The 20,327-nt window shown below is 69.8% G+C and carries 13 protein-coding genes; 6 read left to right on the forward strand and 7 right to left on the reverse strand.

Annotated elements, in window-relative coordinates:
• Positions 1-54: 54 nt before the first annotated feature.
• The 3 genes from HD841_RS19870 to HD841_RS19880 are packed head-to-tail and all read right to left on the reverse strand — an operon-like array spanning position 55 to position 5,932.
• On the reverse strand, positions 55-1,479 hold the full coding sequence (locus tag HD841_RS19870) for an efflux transporter outer membrane subunit (RefSeq protein ID WP_179510638.1): 1,425 nt from the start codon (positions 1,477-1,479) through the stop codon (positions 55-57).
• Complete coding sequence (locus HD841_RS19875; RefSeq protein WP_179510639.1) at positions 1,476-4,673, reverse strand: efflux RND transporter permease subunit; 3,198 nt, start codon at positions 4,671-4,673, stop codon at positions 1,476-1,478. Before HD841_RS19875 ends, HD841_RS19870 begins: the two co-directional genes overlap by 4 nt.
• Positions 4,670-5,932 (reverse strand): efflux RND transporter periplasmic adaptor subunit, encoded by a 1,263-nt coding sequence (locus HD841_RS19880; RefSeq protein WP_179510652.1) that lies wholly within the window; start codon positions 5,930-5,932, stop codon positions 4,670-4,672. Before HD841_RS19880 ends, HD841_RS19875 begins: the two co-directional genes overlap by 4 nt.
• Positions 5,933-6,019: 87 nt before the next feature.
• Here HD841_RS19880 and HD841_RS19885 point away from each other — a divergent pair, with 87 nt between their 5' ends.
• The 3 genes from HD841_RS19885 (at position 6,020) to HD841_RS19895 (ending at position 9,184) form a co-directional block, all read left to right on the forward strand.
• Positions 6,020-6,694, forward strand: coding sequence for a response regulator (locus HD841_RS19885; RefSeq protein ID WP_179510640.1), 675 nt, complete (start codon positions 6,020-6,022; stop codon positions 6,692-6,694).
• Positions 6,691-8,022 carry an ATP-binding protein gene (locus HD841_RS19890; protein ID WP_373563081.1) on the forward strand — a complete coding sequence of 444 codons (1,332 nt, stop codon included), beginning with the start codon at positions 6,691-6,693 and terminating at the stop codon, positions 8,020-8,022. The genes HD841_RS19885 and HD841_RS19890 overlap by 4 nt, the downstream gene beginning before the upstream one ends.
• Positions 8,023-8,155: 133 nt before the next feature.
• Positions 8,156-9,184: a LacI family DNA-binding transcriptional regulator gene (locus HD841_RS19895; protein WP_179510641.1), complete on the forward strand. Its 1,029-nt coding sequence runs from the start codon at positions 8,156-8,158 to the stop codon at positions 9,182-9,184.
• Here HD841_RS19895 and HD841_RS19900 read toward each other — a convergent pair.
• Complete coding sequence (locus tag HD841_RS19900; protein WP_179510654.1) at positions 9,149-10,468, reverse strand: MFS transporter; 1,320 nt, start codon at positions 10,466-10,468, stop codon at positions 9,149-9,151. The genes HD841_RS19895 and HD841_RS19900 overlap by 36 nt on opposite strands.
• 134 nt (positions 10,469-10,602) lie before the next feature.
• On the opposite strand from HD841_RS19900, the gene HD841_RS19905 reads away from it, so the two are divergent.
• Complete coding sequence (locus HD841_RS19905) at positions 10,603-12,387, forward strand: alpha-amylase family glycosyl hydrolase (RefSeq protein ID WP_179510642.1); 1,785 nt, start codon at positions 10,603-10,605, stop codon at positions 12,385-12,387.
• Between the two features lie 10 nt (positions 12,388-12,397).
• Here the strand turns inward: HD841_RS19905 and HD841_RS19910 are convergent, their stop codons facing one another.
• The 3 genes from HD841_RS19910 to HD841_RS19920 form a co-directional block, all read right to left on the reverse strand.
• Positions 12,398-13,228: an aldo/keto reductase gene (locus HD841_RS19910; RefSeq protein WP_179510643.1), complete on the reverse strand. Its 831-nt coding sequence runs from the start codon at positions 13,226-13,228 to the stop codon at positions 12,398-12,400.
• Positions 13,229-13,269: 41 nt separating this feature from the next.
• Positions 13,270-15,681, reverse strand: coding sequence for a TonB-dependent receptor (locus HD841_RS19915; RefSeq protein WP_179510644.1), 2,412 nt, complete (start codon positions 15,679-15,681; stop codon positions 13,270-13,272).
• Between the two features lie 177 nt (positions 15,682-15,858).
• Complete coding sequence (locus tag HD841_RS19920; protein WP_179510645.1) at positions 15,859-17,100, reverse strand: epoxide hydrolase family protein; 1,242 nt, start codon at positions 17,098-17,100, stop codon at positions 15,859-15,861.
• 278 nt (positions 17,101-17,378) lie between these two features.
• On the opposite strand from HD841_RS19920, the gene HD841_RS19925 reads away from it, so the two are divergent.
• Positions 17,379-19,214 (forward strand): cation:proton antiporter, encoded by a 1,836-nt coding sequence (locus tag HD841_RS19925; protein WP_179510646.1) that lies wholly within the window; start codon positions 17,379-17,381, stop codon positions 19,212-19,214.
• An 11-nt stretch (positions 19,215-19,225) separates the two neighbouring features.
• A complete protein-coding gene (locus HD841_RS19930) occupies positions 19,226-19,861 on the forward strand; it encodes an OmpA family protein (RefSeq protein ID WP_257015840.1) in 636 nt (211 codons plus the stop codon).
• Positions 19,862-20,327 lie beyond the last annotated feature (466 nt).

Here is a 20,327-nt window from a genome sequence, read left to right on the forward strand (position 1 = left end):
ATATGAACACCTCAACTGGGGCGGCGTGGCGGCCGCCGCCCCGGTCGGTCCGGATCAGCGGGCCTCGCTGACCGGACCGCCGCTCGCCTGGAACAGCGCGACGCTGTCGCTGAGCCGGGCGGCGCGCGCCTGCACCAGTTGCGCGCGCGCCTGCGCGTCGGCGGCGGTGGCGTTGAGCAGCGCGAGCGTGCCGACGTCGCCGAGCGCGAGCTGGCGGCGGACATAGGTCAGCGCCCGGCCAGAAGCGTCCGCCGCCCGCGTCGCCGCATCGAGCGCACTGGCATCGGTGGCGAGGCCGGTTAGCGCATCGGAGACATCGCCGAACGCCTGCAGCACCGCGCTGCGATAGGCCGCCTTGGCGCCGTCGAGCGCCGCCTCCGCCGCATGCTGCTGGTGGCGCAGCGCGCCGGCGTGGAAGAGCGGCTGGGTGATGCCGCCGAGCAGCGTCCAGAACGGATTGCCGTCCTTGAACATATCGCCGAAGCGCTGCGCCGAGCCGCCGGCATTGGCCCTGAGCGTGATCGACGGCAGGCGTGCGGCGATCGCGGTGCGCACGTCGGCGCCGGCCCCTTCGAGCTGCGCGCGCGCCGCCAGCACGTCCGGCCGCCGCGCGACGAGATCGGAGGGGAGCACCGCGGGCAGTTCGGCGGGCAAGGTCAGCGCGGCCAGCGCCGGCAGGGGCGGCAGCGCCTCGCCGGCGGCGCGGCCGAGCAGCGCGGCGATGACGACGCGCTGATGCGCCTCCTGCCGGATCAGCGGCGGCAGCGCGCCCTCGGCGGTGGCGAGCGCGGTCTGCTGCGTGGCGACGTCGGCGGCGCCGATCGCGCCGAGACGCTGGCGGCGCAGCAGGCTGTCGAGGATGTCGCGGTTGACGGTGACCGCGGTCTGCGCCGCCGCGATCTGGTCGGCGAGCGCGGCGCGCTGGATCACCGCCTGGACCAGATTGGCGACGACGGTGGTGCGCGCCGCATCGCGCCGCTGGCGCTGGACCTCCGCCGCCGCCCGCGCCGAGCGCACCCGCCCGCGGGTGCCGCCGAACAGGTCGAGGCCGTAACTGACGGTCACCTGCGCGGTGTGCAGCGTGTAGAGTTGCTGGTCCTGATCGGCGACCGGCGGCGACAATGCGTTCGAAACGCGGGCGCGTTCGGCCTGATAGCCGGCGTCGACCTGCGGCAAGGCGGCGCCGGCGGCGGCACCGGCCAGTTCGCGCGCCTGGCGCAGCGCGGCGTCGGTGCTGGCGATATCGTTGTTATGTGCCAGCGCTTCGGCGACGAGCGCGTCGAGTTGCGGGCTGGCGAAGGCGGTCCACCAGTCGGCGCGCATCGGCGCGGCGGTGAAGGTCTGCGCGCTGCCAGCGGCAGGCGCGATGCGCGCCGGGGTGGCGGCGGGCGGCAGCGGTGCATGCGCGTCGAGATCGTGCGGCCCCGCGGCGCAGGCAGCGGTGGCGCAGGCGAGCAGCAGGACGAGGGCGCGGCTCATGCCACCACCTCCGGTCCGGCGGCATCGCCATGCGGCGGTGCATGGCCCACGTCGCGGCCATGCGCGCCACGATCCTCGGGCGGCACGCGCTTGGAGAAGCGGTCGATCAGCACCGGCATCACCAGCAGGATCAGCAGCGGCGCCAGCGCCATGCCGCCGACGACGACGAGCGCGAGCGGCTTTTGCACCTGGCTGCCGATCCCGGTTGACAGCGCCGCGGGCAGCAGCCCGATCGCGGCGACGAGGCAGGTCATCACCACCGGGCGCAGGCTGTGGCGCACCGTGGTGCCGAGCGCGGTGGCGCGGTCGAGCCCCTCGTCCACCGCATTGTTGAAGGTGGTGACGACGAGGATGCCGTCCATCACCGCGATGCCGAACAGCGCGACGAAGCCGATCGCCGCCGAGATGCTGAACGCGGTGCCGGTCAGCGCCAGCGCCAGCACGCCGCCGATCACCGCCATCGGGATCGCCGCGAAGGCGAGCAGGCTGTCGCGGATCGAGCCGAAATTGGCGTAGAGCAGCAGCAGCATCAGCAGCAGGCTGATCGGCACGACGATCTCCAGCCGCGCGATGGCGTTGTTGAGATTGTCGAGCTCGCCCGCCCATTCGAGGTGATAGCCGGCGGGCAGATGGACCTTCTGCGTGATCCGCGCGCGCGCTTCGTCGACCGCGCCGCCGAGATCGCGGCCGCGCACCGAGAATTTGATCGGGATGTAGCGCTCCTGATGCTCGCGGTAGATGAACGATGCGCCCGAGGTGAGATGGACGTTGGCGACCTCGGACAGCGGCACCTGGATCGTGCCGTTGCTGCCGTCGGGCGCGGGCGCGCCGATGGTGATCCGGCGGATCGCCTCCAGCGAATCGCGCTGCTCGGGCTTCAGGCGGACGATGATCGGGAAGTGGCGGTCGGTGCCGGCCTCGTAGAGGTCGGCCGACGAACTGCCGCCGACCGCGGCGGCGACGGTCGCGTTGATGTCGTCGGGCGTCAGGCCGTAACGGGCGGCGCGGGCGCGATCGACGTCGACGCGCACCGTCGGCTGGCCGAGCGACTGGAACACGCCGAGATCCTCGATGCCGCGCACCTGGCTCATCTGGTCCTTGATCTGGTTGGCGTATTTTTCGAGCGTCGCGAGATCGGGGCCGAACAGCTTGATCGAATTGGCGCCCTTCACGCCCGAGGCGGCTTCCTCGACGTTATCCTCGATGATCTGCGAGAAGGAGAAATCGACGCCAGGATATTTGGCGGTCAGCTTCTTCGACAGTTCGGCGATCAGCGTCTCCTTGGTGACGCCGCGCGGCCATTCGTCGGCGGGCTTGAGCGGCACGAAGAATTCGGCGTTGAAGAAGCCGGTGGCGTCGGTGCCGTCGTCGGGGCGGCCGTGGGCGGAGAGCACCGCGGTCGCCTCGGGATAGCTGGCGATGATGCGGCGGATGCCGTTCACCGTCGGGTCGCCCGCCTCCAGGCTGATCGAGCCGGGCAGGGTGGCGCGGATGTACATATTGCCCTCTTCGAGATGCGGCAGGAACTCGATGCCGAGCGTGCGCACGCCGAACACCGCGATCAGCAGCATCAGCGCGGCGCCGCCCATCGCGAGGACGCGGTTGTTGAGCGCGAAGGCGGCGGCGGGTTCATAGGCGCGGCGCAGCTTGCCGACGATCCACGTCTCCACCTCAGACAATTTGTCAGGCAGCAGCAGCGTCGCGAGCACCGGCGCGACGGTGAAGGTCGCGAGCAGGCCGCCACTGATCGCATAGGCATAGGTCTTGGCCATCGGGCCGAAGATATGCCCCTCGACGCCGGTCAGCGTGAACAGCGGCAGGAAGCTGGCGATGATGATCGCGGCGGCGAAGAAGATGCCGCGGCTGACCTCGCTGCTCGCGCCGAGCACCGCCGAGAAGCGGTTGGCGAGCGTGTAATGGCCACGGCCGCTTTCGACATGCGCGGAGCGTTCGACCATGTGGCGGAAGATATTCTCGACCATGATGACGCAGGCGTCGACGACGAGCCCGAAGTCGAGCGCGCCGACCGAGAGCAGATTGGCGCTCTCCCCCTGCAGCACGAGGATCAGGATCGCGAAGGCGAGCGCGAAGGGGATGGTGGCGGCGACGATGATCGCACTGCGCAGGTTGCCGAGGAATAGCCATTGCAGCGCGAAGATCAGCAGGATGCCAACCACCATGTTCTCGAGCACGGTATGGATGGTGAGGCGGATGAGGTCCGACCGGTCGTAGATGCGGTCGAGATGGACGCCGGGCGGCAGCACGCCCGAATCGTTGATGTTGGCGACCTCCTTCTGCACCGCCTGGATCGTCGGCATCGACTGGGCGCCGCGCTGCATCAGCACGATGCCCTGCACGATATCGTCCTGGTCGTTGTAGCCGGCGATGCCGAGCCGCGGGCTGTTGCCGACCTTCACCGTGGCGACGTCCTTGACCAGCACCGGCTGGCCGCCGCTGCCGCCGACGAGCACGTTCTCGATGCCCGAGGGGGTCTGGATCAGGCCGACCCCGCGGACGATCGCGGCTTGCGATCCGAAGTTGATCGTCTGGCCGCCGACGTTGCCGTCGCTCTTCGCGATCGCGGCGAGCACCTGGCTGACGGTGACGTTGTGCGCGGCGAGCCGGTCGTTGTCGATCACCACGTCATAGGCGCGCAGCTTGCCGCCCCAGCCGGTGACGTCGATCACGCCGGGAATGCGCTTGAACCGGCGTTGCAGCACCCAGTCCTGCAACGTCTTGAGGTCCATGACCGAATAGCCCTTGGGCGCGCTGATCTTGTAGCGGTAGATCTCGCCGACGGGGCTGGTCGGCGACAGCGTCGGCTGCGCGCCGCCGGTGAGCGGCGGCAGCTGCGACAGGCGGTTGATCACCTGTTGCCGGGCCTGATCGTTGGTCAGGTCGTAGCTGAACTGGATCTTGATGTCGGACAGGCCGAACAGGCTGATCGCGCGGATCGCGGTGAGGTGCGGGATGCCCGCCATGCCGACCTCGATCGGGATGGTGACGTTGCGCTCCATCTCCTCGGCGGACAGGCCCTGCGTCTGGGTGATGACCTCCACCATCGGCGGGACGGGATCGGGATAGGCTTCGATATTGAGGTTGGCGAAGCCGATCACGCCGGCGGCGAGCATCGCGACGAAGACGCCGACGATGAGCAGGCGCTGGCGCAGGGCGAAGGCGACGATGCGGTTCATTCGCCGATCCCCGCCTCGTTGACGAACAGCGCGCCGGCGGTGACGATCCGCTCGCCGGGGGTGAGCCCCTTGTTGATGACGATTTGTCCGTCCTGTGCGTCACCGGCGACGACGTCGCGCGCGACGAGCAGGCCGTCGGGGCGGACGACCCAGACGCGCGCCTGGTCGCCCTCGTGGATCACCGCGGCGGCGGGGACGCGGATCGCGTTGCCGGTCTGCGCGCGGTGGATCTGGAAGCTGGCGAACATCTGCGGCTTGAGCGCGCCGTCGGGATTGGCGATCGCGGCGCGCACCGGCAGGCGATGCGTCTGCGGATCGAGCGCCGCGCCGACGAGGTCGATGCGCGCCTGAAAGCGGCGGCCGGGCAGCGCGGGGGTGGTCACCGTGGCGGAATCGCCGACATGGATCGCCTCGGCATCGCTTTCCGCGACCTGCGCGACGAGCCAGACGCGCGAGGGGTCGGTGATCGTCATCACCGGCTTGTCGCCTCCCTGGCTGACATATTGGCCGGGGGAGACGTCACGCGCGGCGACGAGGCCGCTGATCGGCGCGTGCAGCGTGGTGACGTCGTGGATGCCGGACACCTCGCCCGCCCCCTCCAGCCGGCGGATCTCGCCGGCGGATTTGCCGAGCACGGCGAGCTTGTCGCGCGCGGCACCGAGCGCGGCGGCGGCGGTGCGCGCGGTCGCCTGCGCCGCGGCGAGGTCGGTCTGCGCCTGCTGGTAATCCTTCTGCGCGCCGCCGGCGGTCTCGTAGATCAGCTTCTGGCGCTCGGCGGTGCGCGTCGCGGTGGCGAGCTGCGCCTGGGCGTTCTGATAGGCGGCGTGCGCGGCGAAGAGGGCATTGCGCGCGTCGACGAAGTCGCTGGTGCGCACCAGCAGCAGCGGCTGGCCCTGCGTCACCCGCTGGCCGGCGTCGACCAGCACGCGCACGACCTGCCCGGTATAGGGCATCAGCACCGGCGTGCTGTGGTCGCCGTCTACCGTGATCGCCCCGCTTGCCAGCGTCCGCGCGTCCGCCGCGCCCATGCCGACCCGCATCGTGCTGAGCGTCGCCATCTGCTCCTTGCTGGGACGAAAGGTGCCGGGCGGCGGGGGCGGCGGCGGCGTCTCCTCATGATGGGTCAGCCGGCCGATCAGCATGACGAGCAGCACCACGCCGGCCAGCACCACCGCGACGATGGCCAGCCAGCGCCATTGCGCCGATCGGGACAGCGTGGTGGCGGGGGCGAGCGGTTCCGGGTGTTCGGTGGCGTGCATCATGTACCTGCGCATGCGATGAAGCTTGGAGCCGATAGGGGGGCTGGCTTACAGGGCGCTGACGGATGTTGCGGTGCGGGAGGATGTTTGCGGATTTTGCTGATCGAGGACGATGCGGCGCTGGCCGACGCGCTGACCGGCGCGCTGCGCCAGCGCGGGATGACGGTGGACCACGCCGCCAGCATCGAGGAGGCCGAGGCCTATCTTGCCGCGATCGATCATGCCGCGGTGCTGCTCGACCTCGGCCTGCCCGACGGTGACGGGCTGGCGCTGCTGCGCAGGCTGCGCGCGGGCGGCAACGTGCGCCCGGTGCTGGCGCTGACCGCGCGCGGCAGCGTCGACGCGCGCATCCGCGGGCTGCACGGCGGCGCCGACGATTATATCGTCAAGCCGTTCGATCCCGACGAGCTGCACGCGCGCATCCTGGCGGTGCTGCGCCGGCAGGGCGGCTATCTCGGCGTGTCGCTGAGCTGCGCGCGGCTGGTCTTCGATGTCGAGACGCGGGTGGCGCGGGTCGGCGAGACGCTGATCGCGCTATCGGCGCGCGAGACCGAATTGCTCGAACTGCTGCTGCGCCGGGGCGGCAACGTCGTGCCCAAGCGGCTGGTCGAGGATCATCTGTTCGGCGCCGGCGGCGACCTCGGCTCGAACGCGGTCGAGGTCTATGTCCACCGGCTGCGCAAGCGGCTCGACGAGGCGGGGACCGGCGCGCGGATCGAGACGGTGCGCGGCGTCGGCTATCTGCTGCGCGCGGCGGCGTGAGGCTGCGGCCGCCGCGGTCGCTCGCCGGGCAGTTCGCGCTGCTCCACGGCGTCACCGCGCTGATCGCTGCGGCGATGCTGCCGCTCGGCGCGATGATGCTCCACCGCGTCGCGCATCACTATCAGCGCGAGGTGCTGCGCCAGCAGGTCCAGGACGTTACCGCGCAATTGCGCGATCACGATCCGGTCGGGGCGATCGAGACGGTCGACATCCTCGCCGGCGGCCTGACGCTCAGCATCGTCGACGCGCAGCGCCGGGTGCTCGCGCAGCGCGGGCCGCCGCGGCCGGCGATCATCGCCGCGGTGCCGCTCGACGGCCGGCTGCGGATCGTTAGGCGCGGCGCGCTGGCCGCGGTGAGCCGCCCCGCCGACCGCCACCGCTGGGTGGTGGTGGCGCAGGATGATGCCGCGCCCGAGGTGGTGGCGGACGATATCGTCGATTCCTTCCTGGCGCGGTTCACGCTGCTGCTGCTGCCGCTGGTCGTGCTGCTGCCGCTGATCGGGGTCGGGCTGACCCGGCGGCTGACCCGGCGGATGACCGAGGCGTCGGAGATCGCCGCGGCGATCGGGCCGAAGACGCTGGACCGGCGGCTGCCGCACGGCACGCTGCCGCAGGAGGTCGAGCCGCTCGCCGCGGCGACCAATGCCGCGCTCGACCGGCTCGAACAGGCTTTTGCGGCGCAGACCGCGTTTGCCGCCGATGTCGCGCATGAATTGCGTACGCCGCTGGCGACGATCCGGCTGCGCGCCGATGCGATTCCCGATCCCGCCGCGCGCGGCAAGCTGCTCGCCGAGGTCGATCGCGCGGCGCGGGTGATCGCGCAATTGCTCGTCCTTGCCGAGCTGGAGCGGCCGATCGAGGAGGCGGGCGCACGGATCGACCTTGCGGCGGTGGCCGCCGAGGTGGTCGGCGGGCGCGCACCGGCGATCCTCGCGGGCGGGCGGCGCATCGCGCTGGAGGATCGCGGCGCGCCGCCGCTGCCGGGCTATGCCGGCGCGATCGGTCTCGCGCTGGAGAACCTGGTCGACAATGCCGCCCGCCATACCCCGGCAGGGACGCGGATCACCGTCCGGGTCGGACCGGGCGCGGCGCTGAGCGTCGTCGACGACGGTCCGCCGATCGCGCCCGAGCATCTCGAACGGATGGCGACGCGCTTCTGGCGTGCGGGCACGACGCGGACGGAGGGCTTTGGCCTTGGTCTCTCGATCGTCCAGCGCGTCGCGGCGGCGCACGGCGGGCGGCTGCAGATCGGCGCGGGCGACGACGGGCGGGGGCTGTGCGCGACGCTGCGGTTCGACGGAACGCACACGCGGGCACCGGAAGCGTGACGCGCGGCGGGGCGGAGTGCGCGTTGCCGCGGATGCACGCCGCGCGGGCGGTGGTGTCGCACGCGCGCGATCTGCGGCCGATCCCGCGTCTGCGGCTTGACTTTCGGCGCGGCGCACGGGGTTAGTCGGCGCCATGCGTGCCAAGAGCCTTTCCGATCTCGCCCGTCTCAGCGGCCTGTCGATCTCCACCATCTCGCGCGCCCTGTCGGGCCATTGGTCGGTCGCCGACGGCACGCGCGAGCGGGTGCGCGAACTCGCCGATGAACATGGCTATCGCCCCAATGAGATGGCGCGGAACCTGCGGTTGCAGCGGACCAACGCGATCGGCATCGCCTGGCCGCTCGGCCATGCGGTGGGGCAGCATCTTACCGATCCCTTCTTCCTGAGCCTGGTCGGCCATGTCGCCGACGCGCTGGTGATGCAGGGCTATGACATCGTGCTCAGCCGCGTGCTGCCGGATGCCGAGGACTGGCTCGACCGGCTGGTCGATTCGGGCAAGATCGACGGGCTGATCCTGATCGGCCAATCGGATCAGGCCGACACCATCGCACGGGTCGCGCGGCGCTATCCGCCGCTGGTGGTGTGGGGCGCGGCGCTGCCCGAGGCCGGCTATCCGACGGTCGGATCGGACAATGCGGCAGGCGGGCGGGTCGCGGCGCGCCATCTGCTGGACTTGGGGCGGCGGCGGTTCGCCTTCGTCGGCGATCCCGACCTGCCCGAGTTCGGCCAGCGGCTGGACGGCTTCCGCGAGGTCGCGACCGCGGCGGGGGGGGCGGTGACGGTGGTGCGCACCGCGGCGACCTTCGACGAGGCGGATGCGGCGGTGCGCGGCTGGTGGAGCGACGGCGGCCGCGCCGATGCGCTGTTCGCGGCGTCGGACGTGGCGGCGATCGGCGCGATGCGCGCGCTGGTCGCGGCGGGCGTCGCGGTGCCGGAGGAGGTGGCGATCGTCGGCTATGACGACGTGACGCTCGCCGCGCACACCACGCCGGGCCTCACGACGATCCGCCAGGATGTCGCGGAGGGTGCGCGCCTGCTCGTTGCGGCGCTGTTCGAGCGGCTGGCGGGCCGCGCCGCGGCGTCGGCGCTGCTGCCAGCCGAGCTGATCGTGCGCGGATCGTCGGTCTCAGGCGGCGGCGCGGCGCTCGCCACGCACGGCTAACGTCGCGGCCGCCGCGGCGAGCATCAGCAGGCCGGCGAGCAGGATCACGTGGCGCGGATCGCCGCCGAGCACCGAGCGGTAGAGCAGCGGTACGGTGACGCTCTCGATCATCATTGGAATCACGATGAACATGTTGAAGATGCCCATATAAACGCCGTTGCGGTCCGCCGGGATGCTGTCGGTGAGCATGACATAGGGATTGCCCATCAGGCTCGCCCAGCCGACGCCGATGCCGAGCATCGGCAGCAGCATGAGCCAGCGGTCGGCGCAGAACGGGATGGCGAGCATCGCCACGCCGGCGCATGCGACGCAGGCGGCATGGACGCGCTGCGGCCCGAGCCGGCGGGTGAACGGCACCAGCGCAAAGGCGGCGGCAAAGGCGACGAAATTATAGAAGCCGCCGAGCAGACCGACGTCGAGCGCCGCCTGACGGAAGCCGGCACTCGCGGGATCGCCGGTGTGGTAGAGCGAGGCGGCGAGGCTGTGCGCGATGAACTGCCAGTAGGCGAACATCGCATACCATTGGCAGAACATCGCGATCGCGAGCCGCCGCATCGCCAGCGGCATCTCGCGGATCGCGATGGCGATATCGGTGAGCGCGGTGACGGCGGACAGCGGCCGGCGACGCATCGCCGCCACCGTCGCGGCGTCGAGCGGCAGCTCGGGCACCCGCCAGACCGACCACAGGATCGTGCCGAGCGACAGCGCCGCACCGATCAGGAAGGCGATGCGGGTGATGTCGGGAATGCCGTTGGCGTCAACCGCATCGCGGCTCATGCCGAGTGCGACGAGCAGCGACGGCGACAGATAGGCGAGCGTCTGCGCCAGCCCGGTGAAGGCGCTCTGCATCAGGAAGCCGAGCGGCCGCTGGCGCTCGTCGAGCCGGTCGCCGACATAGGCGCGATAGGGCTCCATCGTGACGTTGTTGGCGGCATCGAGAATCCACAGCAGGCTCGCCGCCATCCACAGCGCGCGGCTGTACGGCATCGCCAGCAGGCCGAGCGAACAGAGCACCGCCCCGATCAGGAAATAGGGGGTGCGTCGGCCCCAGCGGGTGACCGTGCGATCGGACAGTGCGCCGACGATCGGCTGGACGATCAGCCCGGTCACCGGCCCGGCGAGCCATAGCAGCGGCAGCGTCGCCGCATCGGCACCGAGATAGCCGTAGATCGGCCCCATATTCGCCTGCTGCAGTCCGAAGCTGAACTGCAATCCGAAAAAGCCGAGGTTCATCTGGACGATGTGCCAGAAGCCGAGCCGCTTGCCCGTCATGCCGCTCACCATGTCGCGCATCGCCGTCGCCTCCCCCGGAAAGCACCGTCATATGCCGACGGCTTGACGTCCGCAATCGATTGTGAAAGGCGGCGCGCGCCACGGGGGCGGGGCGGCGGCGATGGGGCCGCGCGGAGTGACGGGTGATGCACGAGAGATCAGCGACTTGCGGATGTGGCGAGCAAATTGCTCCGGCATCGGCCAGCGGGCGGGACGAGCGGGCGGCGGCGCTGATCGCGCTGGCCGAGCCGCTGTATCGCGACCATCCGCGCTGGGCGGAGGAGCGAATCCGGCTGTGCGCGGTGCTCGACGAGGCGGCCGAGGCGCGCGCCTACGACCTGCGCACGCTCGATCAGGATCGCGCTGCCGATCCGCGCTGGTTCGGCGCGGCGGACATGGTCGGCTACAGCTTCTACGTCGATCGCTTCGCGCGCAACCTGGCGGGGCTGCAATTGCGGCTCGGCTGGCTCAACCGGCTCGGCGTGCGCCTGCTCCACCCGCTGCCGATGACGCTGCCGCAATCGGGCGACAGCGATGGCGGCTTTGCGGTCGCCGATTATCGCGCGGTCGATCCCAGGCTCGGCACGGTCGACGACGTGCGCGCGATCGCCCGCGACCTGCACGAGCGCGGCATGGCGCTGGCGATGGACTGCGTGCTCAACCATTGCGCGCGCGACCACGCTTGGGCGCAGGCGGCGCTGGCCGGCGATGCCGACAAGCGCGACTATTTCCGCATCGTCGCCAGCGCCGAAGAGGTCGCCGCATGGGAGGCGGGGCTCGATCAGGTCTTCCCCGACACCGCGCCGGGCAATTTCACCCACGAGCCGGCGCTCGGCGGCTGGGTGTGGACGACCTTCTATCCGTTCCAATGGGATCTCGACTGGTCGAACCCCGCGGTGTTCCGCGAGATGCTCGACGTGCTGCTGTTCTGGGCGAACGTCGGCGTCGACGTGTTCCGGCTCGACAGCGCGCCCTATCTCTGGAAGCGCCAGGGCACCGCGTCGCGCAACCTGCCCGAGACACATCGCATCGTCGCGGCGCTGCGCGCCGGGCTCGACGCGGTGGCGCCGGGTGTCGCGCTGCTCGCCGAGGCGATCGAGCAGACGCGCGAGGTGTTGCCCTATCTGGAGCCGGAGGACGGCAGCCGCGCCTGCCAGATCGCCTATCACAACGGCGCGATGGCGGCGCTGTGGACGGCGCTGGCGACCGGCAATGCCGCCGCGCTGGTCACGGTATTGGACCAGACGCGGCTGGGTCGGCCGGACACCGCATGGCTGACCTATCTGCGCTGCCACGACGATATCATCTGGACCTCGCTGCGCGGCATCGTGCCCGACGCGGTGCTGCGCCAGTGTTCGGCCTTCTTCGCCGGCGAGGGCAGCTATGCGCAGGGGCGTTCGTTCCAGGCGCGCGCCGATGCACCGGTCGCGACCGTGGGCATGCTTGCGTCGCTGCTCGGCGGCGAGGGGGAGGATGCGCTCGCCCGCTACCGGCTGATGCTGGGCGTGCTGCTCGCGCTGCCGGGCATGCCGATGCTCTACATGGGCGACGAGATCGGCCTGCCCAACGACGAGGAAGGGGCGAGCGCGCTCGACGCGCGCTGGCTGCACCGGCCGGCAATGGACTGGACGCGGGCGGAGGCGGCGGCGAACGGTGCCGGGCCGGGTGCGCCGTTCCTCCAGATCACCCGCCGGCTGATCGGCGCGCGGGCCGGCTGCGCGGCCTTCGCCGCCGCGGTGCCGGTACGCGCCGAGGTCACCGACGACGGCGTGCTGGTCCTCGACCGCGGCACGGTGGTGGTCGTCGCCAATTTCGCCGCGACGGCGCGGCCGATCGGCGAACGCGCGGCGATGGTCGACATGCTCACCGGCGCCGCGGCGGGGGAGACGATCCCGGGCTATGGCCTGCTCTGGCTGACGGCGCGCGACTGAGCCCCGGCGGCTACAGCATTTCGAGCGGCACCGGGCGCGTCGGGCGGGGGAAGAGCTGGTCGAGGCGCGCGAGGGTGGCGGCATCGAGGGTCAGGTCGGCAGCGGCGCGATTGTCGCGGACGTGCGCCGCGCTGCCCGCCTTGGGGATGGCGATGACGGCGTCGCGCGCCAGCAGCCACGCCAGCGCGAGCTGCGCGGGCGTTGCGCCTTGCTCCGCGGCCAAGGCGCGCAGGGCAGGGTGGGTGACGAGGCGACCCTGTTCGACCGGGCTGTAGGCCATCACCGGGATCGCGTGGGCGTCCAGCCAGGGCAGCAGATCGTGTTCGGGGCCGCGGCGGGTGAGGTTGTAGAGGATCTGGTCGGTGGCGCAGGCCGCGCCGCCGGCGTCGATCAGCTCCGCCATGTCATCGGTGTCGAGGTTGCTGACGCCCCAGCGCAGGATCTTGCCCGCCGCGACCAGCCGCTCCATCGCCTCGATCGTCTCGGCAAACGGTACGCCGCCGCGCCAGTGCAGCAGATAGAGGTCGAGCCGATCGGTGCCGAGCCGCTCAAGGCTTGCTTCGCACGCTTTGGGCAGTCGGTCGCGGGAGGCGTTCTGCGGATAGGCCTTGCTGACCAGGAAGACCGCGTCGCGGCGGCCGGCGATCGCCTCGCCGACCAGCCGTTCGGATTCGCCGTCGGCGTACATTTCGGCAGTGTCGATGAGCGTCAGGCCGAGATCGAGACCGGCGCGCAGCGCGGCGATCTCGTCGGCGCGCCGTGCGGGGTCTTCGGCCATCATCCAGCTGCCCTGGCCGAGAGCGGGAACGGCGGTGCCGTCGGGGAAGGTGATCGTCTTCATGCCGGACCCAACGCCCGGGCGAGCGATTGGATCGCCCGCGCCTAGAAGCGCAGCGAGGTTTCCACTCCCAGTTCGCGCGGACGACCCGGCGTGAAGCGATCGATGCCGAAGCCGCCGAAGAAGCCGGTGCGCGCCTGCTGCGTCACCCGGTCGAACAGGTTGGTGCCCCACAGGCCGATCCGCCACGGCCCGTCGGCGCGCGGCGCATAGTCAAGCCGGAAGCCTACCAGTGCATAAGCGGGCAGCCGGCAGACGTAATCCGCGCCCGACTGGCAGGCCGGCTTGGCGCCGACGCCGCGCACGTCGACGCTCGGCGTCACCGTGCCACCGTCGGACAGGTGGAGGTCATAGGCGATGGCTGCGCTAAAGGTGTATTTCGGCGCGGAATTCACCGGCGTGTCGCGGGTCAGCGAGACGGCATTGGGGCGGATGCTGTCATAGCCCTGCGTCAGATACGCGGCGTTGCCGCGCAGCGTGAGGTCGCGCAGCGGCCGCAGCACGACCTCCGCCTCCATGCCCGCCTCGTGTGCCGAGGCGGCGCTCTGCACCTGCCGGGTCGAGACGGTGCCGATCAGCACGTTCACGCCCGCCTGGATGTCGGTGTACGTCTGGTAGAAGGCGGACAGGTTGATGACCGCGCGCCGGTCGAGCAGGTCGAGCTTGATGCCGGCCTCATAGGACCAGAGCTTTTCGGGATCGTAGGAGGAGGGGAAGCGGCCGTCGCTCGACGGGCCCCCGAGCTGCTGGTTGAAGCCGCCGGCATTATAGCCGTGCGCGGCGGTGAGATAGGTGAACACCGCGTCCGACCAGCGGTAGGACAGCTGAAGCTTCGGATCGAAGCCGTCCCAATGATCCCTGCCGCGGGCGGTGAACGGCGCGCCGGCGCAATTGGCGAGGCCGCCGAGGAAGTCGCCGGTGAAATAGCCGCAGGGGGTAGGTACGCCATTGAGGAGGAAGGTATTGGCGCGTCCGGCGAAGAAGACGTAGCTCGACCCGCGCTTGCGGTCGTAGGTGTAGCGCGCGCCGAGCGTCAGTTCGAGCCGGGGCGTGACCTTGTACGACGCCTGCGCGAAGCCGGCATAGCTGCGATAGTCGAGCGTCGCGTCGTAGACATAGCCGAGCGGGTCGATCCAGTCGGGCCCGGTATCCTGCAGGAAGCGCGTCTTCTGCTGGAAGTAGAAGACACCGGCGAGGAAGGTGAGGCGGTCGTCGGCGACACTGCCGCCGATCGTCAGCTCCTGGGTGAACTGGCTGGTGCGCGTGTCGTCATATTCGGCGTAGATGTCGTCGGGCGCGTTGTTGACCGGCGTATAGAAGCGCGCGCGCGAGCGGCGATAGGCGGTGACGCTGTGCAGCGCCACGCCGCCGCCGAGATCGTAGCCGACCCGACCGTTGAGCGTCGTCGCGGTGGTGCGGTTGAACGGGCCGAGCCCGCGATAGCGTCCCGCGCCATCGGCGTCGCCGCCGCGGACGAGATCGGTGACCGCGGCACTGGTCGGCGCCAGCAGCGTGGCGCCGCCGTAGACGGCGTCGTTGCGCCCGAGCACCGGATAGGCGGTGCAATAGGGCGTGCGATGCAGCGCGTCGTAATTCTGGATATAGTCGGCGCCCGGCAGGCAGGCGAGCGGGATGGTCGCGCCGCCGTCGGTCGCCGAGCGGTTGTACTCGCCGAGTAGGTCGATCGACAGCGGGCCGCCGCGGTCGACGCGCACTTGCAGCCGGCCCGACTGGTTGTTGACGTTGCCGCTGCGTCCGTCGTCGAGGACGTGCCTGATAAAGCCGCGGACGCTCTGCGTGCGGAAGCTGGCGCGGGCGGCGACGCCGTCGGTCAGCGGCACGTTGAGCGCGCCCTCGGTGTCGATGCGCCGCAGGCTGCCGGCGCGCAGCTGCACATAGCCTTCGAACCGGTCGGTCGGACGCTGCGTGGTCAGCAGCACCGCGCCTGCGGTCGTGTTCTTGCCGAACAGCGTGCCCTGTGGTCCCTTGAGCACCTGAAGCGAGGCGATGTCATAGAAATAGAGGTCGTTGCCCTCCTGCCGGCTGACGTACATCTCATCGACGTAGAAGCCGGCCTTGGCGTCCGAATTGACCTGGTTGAAGGTCTGGCCGATGCCGCGGATCGTGAAGCTGGTGCCGCCGGACAGCAACGGCACGAGTTCGAGGTTGGAGACCGCGCCACGCAGGTCCTGAAAGCTGCGGACGTTCTGCTGGGTCAGGTCGTCGCCCGACAGGACGGTGGCGGATACCGGCGTCGTCGACAGGCTCTCGCTCCGGCGGCGCGCGGTGACGGTGATGTCGGCGATCTGCGAGGACGCCGCGGCCTGCGTCGCGTTGGGCGGCGTGGGCTCCGGCTGCGGGGTGGTCGACTGCGCCGAGGCGGGGGTGGCGACGATGCCGCCGCAGAGCGCAAGAACGCACGCCAGATGCGATGCCGTCGGCTGAAATGTTGTCATGATGCGCCCCCGTCGCGGGCATGTCGCCCGTCTTCCCTGCCGCTACCAGCGGTTACGGGTTATTCCTATCGCCGCAATCGGGATAACGGAGAGAGGATTTGTTGGCCACGGCATCGCCCGGCTTTCGCGGCCCGCGGCAATCGGCTAGGCGTCAGCGACGGCTCGGGCTTTGCCGCGTTACCGATTGCGCAGGGCCCGCGCATTGGCAGCATGCGTGCAGAGCGCTGCGGTCACGAGGCCGAGGATGGCAAGACCGGCGAAGCCGGCAGCCCGCCGACGTCCACCCTTCGACGATGATTGATCCGCGAAGAACTGCCGCATGTCGGCGAGGAGGAGCGCGGGCTGTTCGAGTGCGGCGAAATGGCCGCCCGCCGCCATCTCGGTCCAATGGACGATCTTGTAGGTCTTGCGGGCTTGCGAGCGCGGGGGCGGCGGGAAGACGGGATCGGGGAAGGCGGCGACGCCGGTGGGCACGGTGATGCGGGTGCCGGCCGGGAACTGCCCGGACTTCTCGAGCACGCGGCCCCGATACATCCAGGTCGAGGTGATGAACGACCCCTCGACGAGGTACAGCATGATGTTGGTGAGAAGCAGGTCCTCGTCGAAGGCATGCCATAGATCGGGCCGCCCGTCGCCGTCGCGTGGCACGTCGGCCCAGGCACCGAACTTCTCCAGGATCCAGGCGGCGACGCCGACCGGACTGTCCGCCATGGCGACGCCAAGCGTCTGCGGACGGGTGCCCTGTTCCTGCGCATAGCCGGTTTCCTCCTTGGCGAGCTCCGCGCGGCGCGCCGCCCAGGCGAGCTCGTCGCGCGTCTTCGGCACCGCGTCCGTCGCCTGGATGAGGACCATGTTGAGGTGCAGCGCGGCGACGGCCTCGGGATGATCGTGCGCCATCCAGCTTCCGATCGCGGCACCCCAGTCGCCGCCCTGCACCAGATACCGTGCGTCCCCGAATAGCTCGACCATCAGGCCGTGCATCATCTGGCCGGTCCGACGCGGCCCGATCGGCGCCGCGGGCCGCCCCGAAAACGCATAGCCGGGAAGCGAGGGCACGACGACGTCATGGCCGTCCGCAACCAGGGGCGCGATCAGCGCCTCGAATTCGATGAACGACCCCGGCCAGCCGTGCAGCAGGAGGAGCGGCGGTCGCGAACCGTCGCCGCGTGCATGGATGAAGTGAAGCTGCTGGCCGAAGATTTCGGTGGTGAACTGGGGCAGGGCGTTGAGCCGTCGTTCCTGCGACCGCCAGTCGAACCGCGTCCGCCAATAGTCGACGAGCCGCTTGAGATCGGCGAGACCCACACCGGACTGCCAGCCTCCGGCGTCCGGCAGCGCGCCCCAGTCGAACGATGCGACCTTGGCGCCGATCGCGGCGAGGCGCTCATCGGGCACCGCGATCGTGAAGGGCTTGGCCATATCCTGTCCTGTTGTTGCGAGGAGCGATGCCCCTTCCCGAGCGCCTTCAACGCACGTCGGCACGCGGCGTTCACGGCTTCGCCCGGAGAGCCGCTATCGATCCCCGGCCGACGGCGCCATGCCACCGGCAACCGACGCGATGCTGACGCAATTGACCGCATTTCGCCGGTGGCCGGCATCCCGCCGCTCCCGTTTGGGCTTAGTGGAGACAGGAGGTCACGTCCCGCCGCGCCCAGCTCCCGGGTACCCATCGATGCATTCGGAGGTTAAGCCGCCCTATGGAAAACCAAGCCCTCGTGTTTGCCCTGATCGGTATCCTGGGGATCGGTGCGCAGTGGATCGCGTGGCGGACCGGATGGCCGGCGATCGCGCTGATGCTGGCGGCGGGCGTCATCGCCGGGCCGATGACCAGGCTGATCGTCCCCGACCAGATCTTCGGCGAGCTGCTCGAACCGATGATCTCGGTCGCGGTGGCGCTCATCCTGTTCGAGGGTGGGTTGAGCCTGAACTTCCGCGAGCTGCGCAAGACCGAAGGCGCCGTAACGCGACTGATGATGATCGGCATTCCGCTCGGCTGGGTGCTGGGCGCCTTTGCCTGCTATTATATCGCCGGCCTCGTCTGGCCGGTTGCGATCCTGTTCGCCGGCATTCTGGTGGTGACCGGACCGACCGTCGTCATCCCGTTGCTCCGGCAGAGCAATATCGCCGCGCGCCCGCGCGCGATCCTGAAGTGGGAAGCGATCGTCAACGATCCCTTCGGGGCGCTCTGTGCGGTGATCACCTATGAATATCTCCGCCGCGTCGACGAGGGCGGCACGCTGCTCTCGGTCGTCGCGGCGCTGCTCGGTGCGGCCGTCGTCTCCGGGCTGATCGGCTATGCGATGGCGCGGGCGATCGCCTGGGCCTTCCCGCGCGGTCATGTTCCCGAATATCTCAAGGCGCCGGTGCTGCTGGTCGCGGTCATCAGCACCTTCGTCCTCTCCAACCTCGTCCAGCAGGAAACCGGGTTGCTCGCCGTGACGGTGATGGGCGTCGCCGTGGCCAATATGCGACTGGACTCGCTACGCGACATCCATCCCTTCAAGGAGAACATCACCGTCCTGCTGATCTCCGGCGTCTTCGTCCTCCTGTCCGCGTCGCTCGATTTCGACGTGTTGCGGTTGTTCGAGTGGCGGTTCGCCGCCTTCCTGTTCGCGCTGCTTTTCCTGGTCCGCCCGGCGACCGTGCTGATCGCCCTGGCGTTCAGCAAGATCCCATGGAACGAGCGGCTGCTGGTCGCGTGGATCGCGCCGCGCGGCGTCGTGGCGGTCGCCGTCTCGGGCCTGTTCGCGCTCCGGCTCGACCAGCTCGGCTATGGCAACGGCAACATCCTCGTCACCCTGTCCTTCGCCGTGGTGGTGGCGACGATCATCGCCCATGGCTTCAGCATCCGGTTCGTGGCGCGCTGGCTCAAGGTGACCGGGGCGACGCAGAAGGGGCTGCTGATCGTCGGCAGCACGCCCTGGAGCATTTCGCTCGCGCGTCAGATCCAGTCGCTGGGATTGCCGGTGATGATCGCCGATTCCAGCTGGCAGCGGCTGTCCGCGGTGCGGCAGGCCGGGATCGACGCCTACCACGGCGAGATCCTCGCCGAGACGACCGAGGAACGGCTCGACCTCACCAGGTTCCAGGTGCTGGCCGCGACGACGGACAATGAGGCCTATAACGCGCTCGTCTGCAGCGAGTTCGCGCACGATATCGGTCGCGATTCGGTGTATCAATTGGGGGGCAGCGGCGACGATGAAGACCATCGCAGCCTGCCCGAGGCCCTGCGCGGGCGCGCCATGTTTACGGCAGGCCATGGCGTCGAGGACATCCTGCAGCGCGAGGCGGCCGGCTGGACCTTCCGCAAGACACGGATCAGCGAGCAGTTCAATTTCGAAGATGCCCGGTCGACGCTGCCCGACGAAGCGGACATGCTGCTCGTCCTGCGCAAGGACGGCCGCATCCGCTTTTTCTCCCATGCCGCGCGACCGACGCCGCAGAATGGCGATATCGTCGTATCCTACGGCCCCTCGCGTCACGCCGATCGCGAGGCTAGCCTATCGTTCCAGACCGGAGAGGCGCTCGCATGACGATATCGAGGTTGAACGACCGTGCCGCGCGACCGATCGCCATCGCCATGGCGGGACTGGCGCTGGCCGCCTGCCAGCCGCAGGCCCCTGCGCCGGGCAACGCCGCCGAGGACGCCCCGGCCGTCAACGCCACCCCGATCGAAAACAGCGCCAAGCCGGAGGCGAAGTCGATCATCCGTCCCGATATCGAGCCCGCGCCGACGCCATCGCCAATCGCGGCGCCCGTCACCCTGACCATCCCGTTCCCTGCCAAGGGCACGCGCCCGGACGCGGCGAGCCTGGCACGGCTCGACGCGCTGACCGGCAATGCGGTCTATCAGCAGGGCGGCCCGATCACGATCTGGGGGCACAGCGATTCCGCCGGATCGGACGCCGTGAACCTGGCCGCATCGCGTCGCCGTGCGACCATGGTGCGCGACTATCTGATCGGGAAAGGCACGTCGCCCGACCGGATCACGGTCATCGCGCTCGGCGAAGCCCGCCCCATCGCGCCTAACCGCAAGCTCGACGGCTCCGACGACCCAGAAGGACGCGATCGCAACAGGCGGGTAGAGATCAAGGTCGATGTCCCGTCCGCAGGCATGGCCGCGCCGGCGGGGGAGATGAGATGTTCAGGCCCGGCATCTGGTGGATCAGGTTGCCGATGAACCAGTTTGGCTCTGAAGGCGGACTTTGGCGATGTATTCGTAGAGCGTGATCTCGCTTAACGTATTGCGGCGACGAGCGAAGTTGTAGGCGGCCGTGAAGTCGGCAACGTACGTTCACACTAGTCATGACTTTCATAGTAGAAGCGTTGACGGTGACCTCTTTGATGGTCTGGTTTATCCGCTCGACCTGGCCATTGGTCCACGGTAACTTGCCCGGCAAGTCCAGTTCCGGTTCGCGGATCAGCCGTGGAAAACCGTTTCTTCCAGTCGGCGAGCGTCTTCTGGTTGACGCTGTGGCGCCTCGCCACCACTCTCAAGCTCTCCTGACTATGCTGTTCGCTCGACGGATCGCCCTTGACGTGCTCCCCGGAAATCATGCCATTGGTAAGTTAGCTCGTCAGATGGAGACGAGCGATGCGGCGAGGCCGATTTACCGAGGATCAGATCATAGGCGTGCTGCGTGAGC

Source organism: Sphingomonas melonis, from assembly GCF_013409985.1.
In the GTDB taxonomy this organism is placed as follows: domain Bacteria; phylum Pseudomonadota; class Alphaproteobacteria; order Sphingomonadales; family Sphingomonadaceae; genus Sphingomonas; species Sphingomonas melonis_A.